Origin of the sequence: Agrobacterium sp. GD03872, from assembly GCF_029840625.1 — a bacterium.
GTDB classification, from domain to species: domain Bacteria; phylum Pseudomonadota; class Alphaproteobacteria; order Rhizobiales; family Rhizobiaceae; genus Agrobacterium; species Agrobacterium fabrum_A.
The window spans coordinates 529,933-543,548 of the sequence record NZ_JAOCCY010000002.1; the positions used below are offsets into that span (position 1 = coordinate 529,933).

The following is a 13,616-nucleotide window of genomic DNA, read 5'->3' on the forward strand; positions in this document are numbered from 1 at the left end:
ACGCAGGGGCCATGAATTAGGACTTGAGTTTTTTTATGGCTTGATAAATGACAACCGGCATCTTCTCAGGAATCATTGATGGCCCCAAACCAGTTTTCTTCCGGTGACGTCATTGCCGACCGCCGGGCGGACTATGCCCGCATGTTGGCGGAAGGCGGCGATTATCCCGCCGCCGCCGAACTTATGGAGCAGGCGCTCGAACTTGCGCCGCGGTGGACGGCGGGATGGTTTCGCTTCGGGGAATATCACGAAAAGGCGGGGGAGACCGCAAAAGCCGTGGTGGCTTACGAGAAAGTCGCCGCACTTGATTTGGAAGGGCTGTTTGCAGCCGAACTGAAACTTGCGGTTCTTGGCGCCGCCGAAACACCCGAACAGCCGCCAAGCCGTTATGTGGAAGGGCTGTTCGACGATTATGCCGACCGTTTCGAAACCTCGCTTGTCGAGAAGCTGGATTACAGCGTGCCGCAAAAACTGGCGGAACTGATCGGCAAGGAAGCGAAAGACAGCGCCTTTGACACTGTCGTCGATATTGGCTGCGGTACCGGTCTCCTTGGTGTTGAAATCCGCTCCCTCGCAAAACGGCTCGAGGGTTTCGACATTTCCCAGAACATGCTGGCCAAGGCGGAGGAAAAGGCTCTTTACGATCATCTCGGCCAGGCCGATCTTTCATTGGACGAAGAGAGTTCGGGACTGTTCATCCCGACACTTGCGCAGCGCCGCGCCGATCTCGTCGCCGCCGCCGACGTGATGATGTATCTCGGCAGTCTCGAAACCGTCATGCCGCTTGTTTCCGCCCTGCTCAAGCCATCGGGCCTTTTTGCCTTCTCGGTGGAGGATGCGGGGGATGAGGAAGGTTTTATCCTGCGGGAATCCCTTCGTTACGCCCATTCCAAAAGCTACGTAACCGAGCTTCTTGAGCGCACGGGCTTTTCCCTCATTGAAATCCGCAAAACCACCATTCGCAAGGATGCCGGAAAACCGCTTTCCGGCATTCTTTTTCTTGCCCGCGCCAAAGCCTGAACATTCCGTTTCTTGCCTTTTTCGCGATAGGTCAGGCTTGCTTACTTATCCATCTTGATCGGCGATTTTTTGCAGTGCAAAATATGTCGGAAAGCTGAGGGAAAAGCGTGAGCATAACGAGAAGCGTTTACGGCATGTGGAGTTCCGATCCAGCCAAGCATGCGCCGGTGGAAGACGTTCAGGGCATCGTCACCGGTGCCATCGTCTCGGCGCTCGGCTTTTATCTCCTGAACAAGGTCGGCCTTCTGACCGGCGGCACCGCCGGCGTTGCCTTCCTGCTTCATTATGCCTTCGGCATCAGCTTCGGTCTGCTGTTCTTCCTCGTCAATCTGCCATTTTATTACCTGTCCTTCCGCCGCCTTGGGCTCGCATTCTCCTTCAAGACATTCATCGCCATCGGCCTTGTTTCGGTACTGACGGAAGTGGAGGCGCGCTGGATGGTGATCGACAGCATCAATCCGCTCTGGGCGGCGCTGCTTGGCGGCCTGCTTCTGGGCTATGGTCTGCTGGCGCTTTATCGTCACCGCGCCAGCCTCGGCGGCATTGGCATTCTCGCCATCTATATTCAGGACCGTTTCGGCATCCGCGCCGGTCTGATCCAGCTCGCCTTCGATGCCTTCGTGATGCTCTGCGCCTTCCTCGTCATCGATCCGGCGACCGTCGTTTATTCGATCGTGGGTGCCTTCGTTCTCAACATGTTTCTGGCCATCAACCACCGCTCGGACAGATACATCGTCGTGCGCTGAGCAAAGGTGGTTGAAATCCGTCGCGCTTCGGCGCAATAGCTCGGCAGGGTCCGAAAGACAGGGGGATGGGCATGGATGATACGACTGCGCGCAGGCGTCTGAACCTTTGGGCCTCCGCGCCGGATCGTCATTCATTGCTGGAGGATGCGCAGGGCGTTCTCGCGGGCAGCATGCTGGTTTCGCTCGGTGTCACGCTGTTTTCCGCAGCGGGCCTTTTGACGGGCGGCACTGTCGGCCTCGCTTTTCTCGTGCATTACGGCACGGAGCTGAGCTTCGGCACAGTCTTCTTCCTCGTCAACCTGCCGTTTTATTATCTCGCCTTCCGCCGCCTCGGCCTCGCCTTCACGGTCAAGACCTTCTGCGCCATCGCCATGACGGCGCTGCTGTCGGAATATATGCCCGGCTTCTTTGCCTTCCAGAGCATCAATCCGGTTGCTGCGGCACTTTTCGGCGGGCTGACGGTTGCGGCCGGCATGCTGGCGCTGTTCCGTCATCGCACCAGTCTCGGCGGTTTTGGTATCCTCGCGCTTTATTTGCAGGATCGTTTCGGCTGGCGCGCGGGCCTCGTGCAGCTCGCCTTTGACGGCATGGTGCTGGCCTGCTCGTTTTTCGTGGCCACACCTTTCGTCATCATCTGCTCTGTCCTCGGCGCGCTGGTCATGAACCTTACGCTCGCCATCAATCACAGGAACGACCGCTACATCGCCATGTAGCGGCCGCCCGTTTCGGGTTTAACAGGTCACGCCGCCTTCGCAGCCGCATCGACCGGATGCTGGGAGCGGAAACCGACGGCGATGCGGTTCCAGGTGTTGATCGCGCCGATGGCGACGGTAATCTTCACGATCTCCTCATCGGAAAAATGCGCCTTAAGCATCTCGAAGGCGTCATCCGGGGCGCCGGTTTCGGCAATCTTCGTCACCGCGTCCACCCAGCCGAGCAGCGCCCTTTCCTGCTGGGTATAAACGGGGGATTCCCGCCACACGCTCATCAGGTTGATCCATTGTTCGGAAAGCCCGTCATGGCGGCTTTCCTTCACATGCATGTCCACACAAAAGGCACAGCCGTTGATGATTGAGGCACGCAGCTTGATGAGATGAACGAAGCGGCGCTCCAGCCCGCTGCCCTGGACATAATTCTCCAGAGCCATGACTGCCTTGAAGGCTTCGGGGGATGCTTTGGCATAGTTGATACGGGTTTTCATGGGTCTCTCCATTGGTTGGGTCTGTTTGAGGACATGCGTTATCGATCCGGAAAGCCGTGAGGCTTCCGGTATTTCGGTGATCCTGTCTTTTCGGGTCTCAGCGCGCCATCGTCTTGCGCTCGTTCAGCGCCAGAAAGGCGCAGCCTCGCGCGGCAATCCCGCCATCATCATTGGCGGCGAGATCGCCCAGAATGTCGGCGATGGTGGTCTTGGCGAGCTCGGCCCGATAGGCTTTCTCCGCTTTCAGCATTGCGGCATTGATGCCGCAGGGCTTGGTGAAATAACGCCCCGGCAAAGGGTTCGGCCCGCGCTGGCGGATTTCTGCGCAGCGGAAGGCGGGCTGCGGCCCTTCGACAGCCAGCACGATATCGAGCAGGGTGATCCTGTCGGTCGCCCTGGCCAGACGGTAACCGCCCTTCGGCCCCGGCACGGTGGCGACTATTCCGGCGTTGGACAGCGACTGAAGATGCTTCAACAGATAGCTTGTGGAAACGCCGTGAAATTCCGCCAGCGCCGCCGCCGACAGCACGCCGCCTTCGGAAAGTCCCGCCAGCATGCCCACGCTGTGAATGGCCTGTTCCACGCCGTCGCCGAGTTTCATCCGACTTGTCCCTGTGCGGTTTGTTTCAGTATCATGGATAAAATTTATCCGCGATTATGCTTTCTGTCAAGCGGTGCCGTTCCGCCCTTCTTTTTTGCAGCTTTTTCACTACCTTGAAGACGTGAAACACACCGAGTCTCCCATTTCCGGCACGCATGTCGGCTCCTTGCCCCTTCCATTCCAGAAATGGTTTGCCGAAAAGGGGTGGTCTCCGCGCGCGCATCAATTGGAGCTGATGGCCCGAGCACGCGGCGGCGAGAACATGCTGCTGATCGCGCCCACGGGCGCCGGCAAGACGCTGGGCGGCTTCATGGCCTCGCTCACCGCTCTGGCGGAACGCGGCAAGGTGCCGCCGGGCTCTGGCTTCGTCGGCGTGCACACGCTCTATATCTCACCGCTCAAGGCGTTGGCGGTGGATATCGAACGCAACCTCACCAGACCCGTCTCTGAAATGGGCCTGCCGATCTCCATTGAGACACGCACCGGCGATACGCCGCAGGGCAAACGCCAGCGCCAGAAGGTCAAGCCGCCGGATATTCTGCTGACGACGCCGGAGCAGGTCTCGCTGCTGCTCGCCAACAAGGAGGCCGAGCGCTTCTTCCGTGACCTGAAATATGTGGTGCTGGACGAGCTGCATTCGCTCGTCACCTCCAAACGCGGCCATCTGCTGGCGCTGGCGCTCGCCCGGGTGCGCCGGCACGCACCCGATGTGCGCTTCATCGGCCTCTCGGCCACGGTGGCGGAGCCGATGGATTTGCGCCGTTATCTCGCGCCGCAGGGGCAGGACGAGCCGCCCGCCGGCCTCATCACCGTCGAAGGCGGCGCAAAGCCGGATATCTCCATCCTGAGCACGGAAGAGCGCATCCCATGGTCCGGCCATTCGGCGCGTTACGCCATGAAGGATTTGTACGCCGCGCTGAAGGACCATCAGACGACGCTGATCTTCGTCAACACGCGCTCGCAGGCCGAGCTGATCTTCCAGGAACTCTGGACCATCAACGACGATAATCTGCCGATTGCACTCCATCACGGCTCACTGGATGCCGGCCAGCGCCGCAGGGTGGAAGCGGCCATGGCGGAAAACAAATTGCGCGCCGTGGTCGCCACCTCCACGCTCGATCTCGGCATAGACTGGGGCGATGTCGACCTTGTCGTGCATGTCGGCGCACCGAAGGGCGCAAGCCGCCTGGCCCAGCGCATCGGCCGCGCCAATCATCGCATGGATGAGCCGTCAAAGGCGATCCTCGTTCCCGCCAACCGTTTTGAGGTGATGGAGTGCCGCGCAGCTTTGGATGCCAATTATATCGGCGCGCAGGATACGCCGCCGATTGCCGAGGGCGCGCTTGATGTTCTCGCCCAGCATATACTCGGCATGGCCTGCGCCGAACCCTTCGATGCGGATGATCTCTATTGCGAAGTGGCCAGCGCTTCTCCTTATGCCGATCTGTCGCGCGCTACATTTGACCGGGTGGTGGATTTCACCGCCACCGGCGGTTATGCGCTGCGCACCTATGAGCGTTACGCCCGCATCCGCCAGATGAAGGACGGTCGCTGGCGCGTCTCCAATCCGGCGGTCGCCCAGCAATATCGGCTGAACCTCGGCACCATCGTCGAGGCGGCGGAATTGAACGTCCGCATGGTCAAGCGCAATGCCAAAGGCACCGTCGGGCGCGGCGGCATGTCGCTCGGCAAGGTCGAGGAATATTTCCTCGAGCAGCTGGTGCAGGGCGATACCTTCCTGTTCGCCGGCAAGGTGCTGCGCTTCGAAGGCATTAGGGAGAATGAATGTCTGGTGTCGCAGGCATTTTCCATGGACCCGAAGATACCCTCCTATGCCGGCGGCAAGTTCCCGCTTTCCACCTATCTCGCCGATCAGGTGCGCTCCATGCTGGCAGACCCGACGCGCTGGCACGCTTTGCCGGATCAGGTGCGTGACTGGCTGGCGATCCAGAAGGAAAAGTCGATCATTCCCAAGCGCGAGGAGCTGCTGGTCGAGACCTTCCCCTTCCGCAAGCGCTTCTTCATGGTCATGTATCCCTTCGAAGGGCGCTTGGCGCACCAGACGCTCGGCATGCTTTTGACGCGACGGCTGGAGCGTGCCGGCGCAAAGCCCATGGGTTTCGTCGCCACCGATTATTCGCTCGCCATCTGGGCCATGGAGGATATCGGCAGACGGCTGAAATCCCGCCGCCTGTCGCTTGCAGACCTGCTGGACGAGGACATGCTGGGCGACGATCTGGAGGCGTGGCTGGACGAATCCTTCATGCTGAAGCGCACTTTCCGCAATTGCGCCGTCATTTCCGGGCTGATCGAACGCCGCCATCCCGGCAAGGAAAAAACCGGCAGACAGGTCACGGTCTCCGCCGATCTTATTTATGACGTTCTTCGCAGCCATGAGCCGGACCATATCCTGCTGGAAGCGACACGGCGCGATGCCGCGGCGGGACTTTTGGATATTGGCCGTCTTGGCGATATGCTGAAGCGAATCAAGGGTCACACCACCCATCGCGCGCTGGAACATGTCTCGCCGCTCGCCGTTCCTGTCATGCTGGAAATCGGCCGCGAGACGGTGGCGGGTGAGGCGATGGACGATGTGCTGGCCGAGGCCGCCGACGAGCTGATCGCCGAGGCCATGTCCTGACATACGCGATGAAGGAACAACGACAAAAGTGCTGAGCCGGCTGACATTGAGCGACAGGTTTTCCAATGGCTTCGAATGCCTTGGCAGCGAAACCGCCATCAACGGCGTCGCCGCCTGGTGCGATCCCCTGGGCGGGCTCTACCTGCCGGACCTGTCGCTGCTCGTTGTTTCCGACCTGCATCTGGAAAAGGGCGCGGCCTTCGCCCGGCGCGGACGCATGCTGCCGCCATACGATACCATCGCCACCCTCAAAATACTGTCCTCCCTCGTCAGCCGTTACGATCCGAAGATCGTCGTCAGCCTTGGCGATAATTTCCACGACCGCGTCGGTTCCGAGCATCTGCCGCTGCCGTTGCGCGAACTCATCCGCGACATGGCCCGAGGCCGCGAATGGATATGGATCAACGGTAACCACGACCCTGACGGCACGGTCGACCTGCCGGGCTCTTCGGTGGACGAGATGTTCTACGGCAGCCTCGTCTTCCGCCATGAGCCAAAGCCGGGCGATGCCGCCGGCGAAATCGCCGGGCACCTGCATCCCTCCGCCACGGTTCGCCGCCGCGAAAAGACGGTGCGGCGGCCCTGTTTCGCCACCGACGGGTCGCGTCTGTTGATGCCGGCTTTCGGGGTGATGAGCGGCGGGCTGGATCTGCGCCACAAGGCCATGCGCGGCCTGTTCGATCATGCCGCTCTCGTCGCGCATCTGATGGGGCGGGACCGCATCTATTCGGTGCGGTTTTCAAATCTCATCGGCTGAGCGCATCGCGCCAGCTACCTATTGCCGGTAGACCAGCACCGGTATCTTCGAGTTCTTCAACACCTTGGCCGTGACACTGCCGAGCAGCATCTCGACAAAACTCCTGCGCCGGTGCGACGCCATGGCGATGAGGTCGCAGCCGGTCTTGTCGGCGATTTCGATGATCGCCTCGTCCGGCCGCCCCGCGCGCGCCAGCAGGGCCTCGCAATCGAGCCCCATGGCAGCAGCGTGCGCCTGCGTATCGCGCAGCAGATGCTCCGCCTCCTCACAACGGTGAAATTCCTCTTCGGCAATGGCGGCAATGTCCTCGACATCGCTGGCAATCACATGAAAGGGTTCCGATACCGTCACCACGGTCACCTTTGCGCCTGCCTCCTTGGCGAGAGCGAACCCTTGGTCGATTGCGATCTGCGCCAGCGGCGAGCCATCGGTGGGAATGAGAATGTGCTTGAACATGACATTTCTCCTTTTCATCCCCGTCACAACCGCGCATACCGCCACGAGCTCCGTGCGTGATTGTAACGCCTTGAATTTTACCGCAAACCGTTGGCGGAAGCGAATGCTATCTTTGCCCCCTTGCGGGTGGCAGGGCGCTCTTTCGGGTGATGAAAGCGATCAGTCCTTGCGGAAGATGATGCTGGCGCCCCAGCCGGTCACGACGGCGAGCAGAACGCAGAGCGCGCCATAGGCAAGCGGCGTCTGATGCGCGGCGTCGGTGATCGCCTGCTCCATGCCGGTCTTGACGACACGCAGCTTCAATTCGCGCTGGGCGATGAATTTGCCGCTCTTGAAGAGATAGGCGCGGGCGGTGTGCACGCCGTTCGGCACGTTGGCCGGCAGGCGCAAGGTCGCCCAGAACAGGCCGGTGCGTTCCAGCCGCACCCCGGTCGTGTCGTTGCGATAGATGCCGCTCGAAAGCTTCAGCCGCCGATAGGCCTCCTGAAAATCGAAGACATTGTCGGGCACGCCGGAGAAGACCGCGCTCTTGAGCGAAAGATGGTCGACACCGAGCCCCATGGCGCGGAGCATTCCGGGCGAGGCGACATCGCTGATATTGCGCGTGCTGGCCATGGAATAGGATTCCGGCAGCGGCGTGAAGGTGATGGCGCTGGTATTGATCCAGATGCCCGCCACGCGCTCCTTCTTGCGCACGGTCATATAGTCGCTCGGCCCTTCCAGCGTCACGACGATATCATATTGCCCGATGGCGAGCAGCAGCTGGTCGGTATTGTTGAGCGCGCCGAAAAGCGTGAAATCCGCGCCGCGAAAATCCGACGCGATGGGAATTTCGGTCGTCGATGCGCCGATTTCGATATTTTCCTGTAGCGGCCGCTGCTGCGGGCCGGGCGGCAGGGCAAGTGGCGGCGTCTGCGCCGAAGCGGTTTGCCCGAGGGCAAGACATGAGAGCAGGGCAAGGGCGGCAAGCAGCAAATGGCGGGTCAATAACCTAACCCCCCGACGGCCACCGAAAACAGGTCTTCGGGCCGCACCACCAGTGAAACGGCAAGGCGAAGCGCGACCGCGAGGACGAGCAGGGCGAGCAGGGCGCGCAGCTGTTCGCCGCGCAATTTCTGGCCGACGCGCACGCCATATTGCGCGCCGATGACGCCCGCCACCATCAGGATGAAGGCAAGCACCACATCGACGGAATAGTTGGTCGCCGCCTGAACCACGGTCGTATAGGCGGTGACGAAAATGATCTGGAACAGCGAGGTGCCGACAACCACGCTGGTGGGGATGCGTAAGAGATAGATCATCGCCGGCACCATGATGAAGCCGCCGCCCACACCCATGATCGAGGTGAGGATGCCTATGCCGAAACCCAGCGTGACGATGGGAATGATGCTGAGATAAATCTTCGATTTCTTGAACCGCATTTTCAGCGGCAGGCGGTGCACCCAATTGTGATGACCCGGACGGCGCAGCGTCACGGTCTCGTTGCGGGCGGCGCGCCGCAGCGCCGAAATGCTTTCCTTCAGCATCAGCACACCGACGGTGCCGAGCAGGATGACGTAAAGCAGCGAGACGATGAGATCGAGCTGGCCGATGCTGCGCAGGAAGGAGAATATCCACACGCCGACCGTCGCCCCCACCAGACCGCCCACAAGCAGCACGCTGCCGAGCTTGACGTCGAGCGTTCCACGTCGGAAATGCGTGATCGAGCCTGATACGGAGGAGGCGACCACCTGGTTTGCACCCGTCGCCACGGCCACCACAGGCGGAATATTGTAGAAAATCAGAAGCGGGGTAATCAGAAAGCCGCCGCCCACGCCGAACATGCCGGAAAGAAAACCGACGGCCGCGCCCATGCCGAGAATGATGAAAATATTCACCGACAGTTCTGCGATCGGCAGATAGACAGTCACGGCTCGGACCTCGGGCAAATGGTTCCGGGCGGCAGGGCTTGTCCGGGTGAGGGGGCCGCGCCGCGATTTATACTTTCTGTCTGAAAAGACCGGGCATGCCCGGCCTTCTTCCGTCATGCCCCTGAGGGCCTGACCTGTCAACATTCAACGGTAAATACGTTGATAATTTGGAAAGATAGCGGCCGTGTGTCGGCGGCCGGTCACATTCCTGCGCCGGACTGCGGGGAAGCGGCCGGGGGGGCCGCTTCATTCGTTCCGGAAGACTTATTTGTTGCGGGCAAGCAACGCGGTCACGAGCTCGTTGGTGATGCGTCCGTCAGGTGTCTGGCCCACGGATTTCTGGAAGTCCTTGATGGCGGTCACGGTGTTCTTGCCGAGCTTGCCGTCCGGCTGGCCGGCATCAAAACCGTTCTTGTTCAGGATCGCCTGAATGTTGCGGATCGCCTTCTCCATATCCACGGAGGCGGTCTTCACGCCTTCCTTGCCGGCCCATTCCTCGGGCGGGTTGACGCTGTTGGCATCTTCCGAAAGCGGCTTCACCTTCCAGGCATCCACCTTGGCCTTGGCGCTCTGAAGCTGCTGCGGGTTCAGCGCGCCCGCAACCTCATCGCGTTTCTGGGCGGCGTCAGCGTCGCCATCCTTGGCGGCGATGGCGAACCACTTGTAGGATTCCTCGATGTCCTGCTTCACGCCGCTGCCGCGGGCGTAAAGAATGGCAAGGTTGAACTGGCTGTCACGGACGCCGAGGTCGGATGCCTTGATGAACCATTGTGCCGCGGCGGTGAAATCAGGTTGGCCGGCGGCGTCGGAAGCGAGCAGAACGGCGAGATTGTGCATGGCGCCGGCATTGCCCTGCTCTGCGGCCAGCGTGTAGTAGCGCTTCGCCTCCGAAAGGTTGCGCTCCACGCCATTCGCCTTCTCGTAAAGATTGGCGAGACGATATTGCGCCGGTGCCAGGCCGCGATCCGCGGCCAGCTTGTACCACTTCGCCGCTTCCGCACGGTCAGCGGCAACACCGCGACCGTCGGTATAACGTGCAGCGATCTCGAACAGCGCCTGTGTATCACCCTTGGCCGCCGCTTCCGCAAGCGATGCGGGCTCAATGCCGGTGGGAACCGCGATGGCCTCCTGGGCAGGGGCAGCCGGGGCGGCGGTCTCAGTCGGTTCCGGCGCTTCGGCCTGCGCGACGGTGCCGGAATTTGCGGGGTCCACGACGGGGGCATCGGCGACCGGCGGCTCGTCCGGCAGCGGCGCGCCGCCCACGGAGCGGGGATCGATGGTATTTTGCGCCGGCGCATTGTTTTCGATGCTGTCGGCGGATGCCGCCTGCTCGGGATCGATGGCGAGATCGGACGGGATGGTCACGGCCTTGTCGCCGGCTTCGGGAAGCGCGGAAACCGGGCCAGTATCCATCTTCTGCTCGATGACCGGTGCGGGGGCTTCCGCACCGCCGATCAGCGTCTTGACGAGCGGCATCGCCATCATCGCCAGGAGAATGGCGCCAATGCCGAGCAGCAGCGGCCGGCGATAACGCGAAAGCGCCGAGCTGTCAGCCTTGCGGGACTTCTTGCCGGTTTCGAGCTTCTCCGGCGATGTTTCCATGGCGGCAGCCTGCGCCGCGCGCCGGGCGGCGGCGATGAAGTCCGTGCGTCCTTCGGCATCCGCAGCCTTGCCGCTGGCGGCGACCTGGCTGGCGCGCACCCGCTCCAGTATCTTCTTGATGTCAGGCGCGCCCGAACCCGGCTCCAGAAGTTCATTCTCCTGGCCTGCGGGGAGAACGTCGATCGGATCGAGCGACGGGGCGGGCTCCACCTGTGTGCGGGTGGAGGCGGACGATACGGGTTCTTCCGCAGATTTGGCGGGTTTTGCCGCGCCTGCCTTGAAACGTTTCGTCAGGCCGGCCAGCAGGCTCTTCTTTTCCGCCTTTGCAGGCTTCGCAGCCGCAGGCGGCACAATTGCAGTCTCATCGTTTTCGCGGGTGTCGTCGAGAATGGCCTGTTCTTCGGCGATATAGCCTTCTTCCGGGAAGACGGCGGCCGGCATGGCCACATCTTCGCGGGCGGAGGAAACCATGGGCTGCGCAATATTGCGGGGAGCCTCGTCACGATAGGCGGGACCATGGTCGAGATTGTCCAGCCGGCCGGCAATCTGCACCAGCGTCTCGTGCAGCGCCTCGAAGGTGCGGTGCGTGCGCTCTTCGGTGTTGCGGCTCAGGGCCTCGAGGCTGCGCAGGTCGGTCGCAAGATCGGTCAGCATCGTCATGTCGGCGAGGTTTGCACCGGCCGACAGATTGTTGCGTGTATAGGCGTCCAGAACAGCCTCGGCCGCCTGCCGGGCCGCTTCGATGATATATTCATCGTTGGACGCCATGTAGTCTTCGATCGCCGCCATACGGGCGTCGAGTTCCGGTGACATGCCTGCGGCCTGCATCTGCGCCGGCTGGCTGATCAGCGTCGACAGATGGGCGATCTGGTTTTCGAGGCTCGCCAGCGCGTGGCTGTCGGCGGGGGCGGCATGGGCGGTCTCGTCGAGACGGGCGGCGATATTGCCAAGCCGCTCCTCCAGGCGCGAAAAGGCGCTTTCGCTGAGGCCCGATGTCGGCTGCGGCTGGCTGTAGCGATAATCGAGATCCTCGATCCGCCGCGAGAGCGTGTCGAGCCGTTCGGCGAGACCGTCATTGACGGCGCCGTGATCCAGCGCGTCGATCTTGCGGGAAATGTCGCTGAGGAAGGAGGTCAGTTCCGCCTGCTGCGAAGGGCGCTGCGAGCGCTCCAGAAGCAGCGAAAGCTGGTCCAGCCGCTCGTGCAGCTGCGCGGCATCGCGGGCGGTGCTGAGTTCGTCGATCTTGCCGGCCAGCGCTTCGAGACGGGCCGTGAGATCGAGCGCGGGTTCAGGCTTGGCGGCGGCGAGGCGGTTGATATCGCCCAGCTGTTCGGCAAGGCCGTTCAGTCGGCTTTCCAGCCGCTGCGCCAGCGCATTGTCGGCGGCCTGCGCATTGGCGCGCGTGCCGGTCGCGGCAATGGCGCGGCTGATTTCGTCGAGGCGCTGGTCGAGGCCGGAAAACTGCTCGGTAAAAGCGGCCTCGTTCGGCTGCATATGCTTGCCGAGCTGCTCCACGGCGCTGGCAATGGCGATCAGCTTTTCCTCGAGCACGCGTACGGCGGGATTGTTGCTCATGCCGCCGAGCTGCGTCTTGATGTCATCGAGACGATAGGCGAGCGAAACGATTTCATCCTGCAGCGCGCCGGCATCGAAACCGCGCAGCGTGTCTTCGACATTGTTCCAGCGGCTTTCGATCCGGTGCACGCTGTCTTCGCGCGCTAGCTGGTCGATGGTGAGACGCAGGTCCTCGAATTCGTTGCGCAGCCCGTAAGCGTCCGGAGACGCCAGATTGCCGAGCTGGTCGATGCTGCCGGCCAGCCGCGCAATGTCGTCACGCAGGTCGCCGATGAATTGCTGGTCTTCCGCCACCGCGCGAATATTGCGAATCTCGGCGCGCAGCCCCTGCGCTTCGCGGGCAACGCCCTCGGTTATATCGTGCTTCAGCTCGTGCCGGAGATTGACGAGCGCCTGTGCGATTTCCTGCAGGGCCGCGTCATTGCGCTGCTGATCCTGATAGGGCGGAATGGCGCGGGCCCGCGGTGCGGGAGCGGTGGCCTGCTGGGCGTCCCTCGCCCGGTATTCCGGCGCAAGCGGGCGGGTAATCGTCCGTTCCGGACGGGCAGCGGGTTCCTGCGGGCGCTGGAAGCTCGCTTCGAGAAGGCGCTGGCGCTGGCGAATTTCGTTGACGGGATCAAGCTGCGGCGGGGTAACGCTGGCGCGCGGTTCTCGCGATGCGGCGTAAGCCTCGTTTTTGGGCTCGGCTTGCGCGCTCACGGGCCGCGGATCGCGCGGAAATTTCTGGCTCATCAGCCCTTCGATACGGGCTTCAAGGCCTTCAATGGTGCGATTGAGAGCATCAAGAGACGATCTGTCGCCTGGCTGTTGGGTTTTCGATCGCAATCCGTTCATCTTCTCGCTCGCTTCGCTTCCGCCCGCCGTGCCCGGTTATCTGCTGCGGCGTTGCCTGCCTGGACGCATTGTCTCCGCAACATGCAGCAATTCCAGAGCCGGTTTTGCCCCCTTGGAGGAAAATGCGCCGGAGTACGAAGCAGTTACCTCTGTCGGGAGAATTCACGAAACGTGGTAAAGAAGTGGTTAACTATGGTGGGAATTTTTTAACTTTTGCGGCGCATGGCGCGCTGACGCCGGGCTCTGCCTGCATTCCAGGAAAAACGGAGGGTG

Annotated in this window: 11 protein-coding genes; 5 read left to right on the top strand and 6 right to left on the bottom strand. The window is 61.8% G+C overall.

The window, feature by feature from the left end:
* The first annotated feature begins 78 nt into the window (after positions 1-78).
* The 3 genes from N5D22_RS06555 to N5D22_RS06565 all read left to right on the top strand — a co-directional run bounded on the left by N5D22_RS06555 (position 79) and on the right by N5D22_RS06565 (position 2,479).
* A complete protein-coding gene (locus N5D22_RS06555; RefSeq protein ID WP_279654881.1) occupies positions 79-1,020 on the top strand; it encodes a class I SAM-dependent methyltransferase in 942 nt (313 codons plus the stop codon).
* A 134-nt stretch (positions 1,021-1,154) separates the two neighbouring features.
* Positions 1,155-1,766 (top strand): YitT family protein, encoded by a 612-nt coding sequence (locus N5D22_RS06560; protein ID WP_035236585.1) that lies wholly within the window; start codon positions 1,155-1,157, stop codon positions 1,764-1,766.
* A gap of 71 nt (positions 1,767-1,837) precedes the next feature.
* On the top strand, positions 1,838-2,479 hold the full coding sequence (locus N5D22_RS06565; protein WP_279654882.1) for a YitT family protein: 642 nt from the start codon (positions 1,838-1,840) through the stop codon (positions 2,477-2,479).
* Between the two features lie 26 nt (positions 2,480-2,505).
* Here the strand turns inward: N5D22_RS06565 and N5D22_RS06570 are convergent, their stop codons facing one another.
* Both N5D22_RS06570 and N5D22_RS06575 read right to left on the bottom strand, forming a co-directional pair.
* Complete coding sequence (locus N5D22_RS06570; protein ID WP_279654883.1) at positions 2,506-2,967, bottom strand: carboxymuconolactone decarboxylase family protein; 462 nt, start codon at positions 2,965-2,967, stop codon at positions 2,506-2,508.
* A gap of 97 nt (positions 2,968-3,064) precedes the next feature.
* On the bottom strand, positions 3,065-3,568 hold the full coding sequence (locus N5D22_RS06575; RefSeq protein WP_279654884.1) for an Rrf2 family transcriptional regulator: 504 nt from the start codon (positions 3,566-3,568) through the stop codon (positions 3,065-3,067).
* Between the two features lie 121 nt (positions 3,569-3,689).
* Between N5D22_RS06575 and N5D22_RS06580 the strand changes: the two genes are divergently transcribed.
* Both N5D22_RS06580 and pdeM read left to right on the top strand, forming a co-directional pair.
* Positions 3,690-6,209, top strand: coding sequence for a ligase-associated DNA damage response DEXH box helicase (locus tag N5D22_RS06580; protein ID WP_279654885.1), 2,520 nt, complete (start codon positions 3,690-3,692; stop codon positions 6,207-6,209).
* Positions 6,210-6,237: 28 nt separating this feature from the next.
* Positions 6,238-6,966, top strand: coding sequence for a ligase-associated DNA damage response endonuclease PdeM (gene pdeM / locus N5D22_RS06585; protein ID WP_279654886.1), 729 nt, complete (start codon positions 6,238-6,240; stop codon positions 6,964-6,966).
* An 18-nt stretch (positions 6,967-6,984) separates the two neighbouring features.
* Here the strand turns inward: pdeM and N5D22_RS06590 are convergent, their stop codons facing one another.
* From N5D22_RS06590 to podJ, 4 genes are all read right to left on the bottom strand, one after another.
* Positions 6,985-7,422 carry a universal stress protein gene (locus N5D22_RS06590; RefSeq protein ID WP_020010966.1) on the bottom strand — a complete coding sequence of 146 codons (438 nt, stop codon included), beginning with the start codon at positions 7,420-7,422 and terminating at the stop codon, positions 6,985-6,987.
* Positions 7,423-7,581: 159 nt separating this feature from the next.
* Complete coding sequence (locus tag N5D22_RS06595) at positions 7,582-8,409, bottom strand: TIGR02186 family protein (RefSeq protein WP_279654887.1); 828 nt, start codon at positions 8,407-8,409, stop codon at positions 7,582-7,584.
* Positions 8,406-9,332 carry a sulfite exporter TauE/SafE family protein gene (locus tag N5D22_RS06600; protein ID WP_279654888.1) on the bottom strand — a complete coding sequence of 309 codons (927 nt, stop codon included), beginning with the start codon at positions 9,330-9,332 and terminating at the stop codon, positions 8,406-8,408. The genes N5D22_RS06595 and N5D22_RS06600 overlap by 4 nt, the downstream gene beginning before the upstream one ends.
* Before the next feature lie 264 nt (positions 9,333-9,596).
* The gene (podJ, locus tag N5D22_RS06605; RefSeq protein WP_279654889.1) at positions 9,597-13,343 is read right to left on the bottom strand and encodes a cell division protein PodJ; all 3,747 of its coding nucleotides are present in this window, start codon (positions 13,341-13,343) and stop codon (positions 9,597-9,599) included.
* Positions 13,344-13,616 lie beyond the last annotated feature (273 nt).

Excerpts from the sequence above, each read along its gene's own strand:
- N5D22_RS06555 (WP_279654881.1), top strand. The coding sequence starts at position 79 with ATGGCCCCAAACCAGTTTTCTTCCGGTGACGTCATTGCCGACCGCCGG.
- N5D22_RS06560 (WP_035236585.1), top strand. The coding sequence starts at position 1,155 with ATGTGGAGTTCCGATCCAGCCAAGCATGCGCCGGTGGAAGACGTTCAG.
- N5D22_RS06565 (WP_279654882.1), top strand. The coding sequence starts at position 1,838 with ATGGATGATACGACTGCGCGCAGGCGTCTGAACCTTTGGGCCTCCGCG.
- N5D22_RS06570 (WP_279654883.1), bottom strand. The coding sequence starts at position 2,967 with ATGAAAACCCGTATCAACTATGCCAAAGCATCCCCCGAAGCCTTCAAG.
- N5D22_RS06575 (WP_279654884.1), bottom strand. The coding sequence starts at position 3,568 with ATGAAACTCGGCGACGGCGTGGAACAGGCCATTCACAGCGTGGGCATG.
- N5D22_RS06590 (WP_020010966.1), bottom strand. The coding sequence starts at position 7,422 with ATGTTCAAGCACATTCTCATTCCCACCGATGGCTCGCCGCTGGCGCAG.
- podJ (WP_279654889.1), bottom strand. The coding sequence starts at position 13,343 with ATGAACGGATTGCGATCGAAAACCCAACAGCCAGGCGACAGATCGTCT.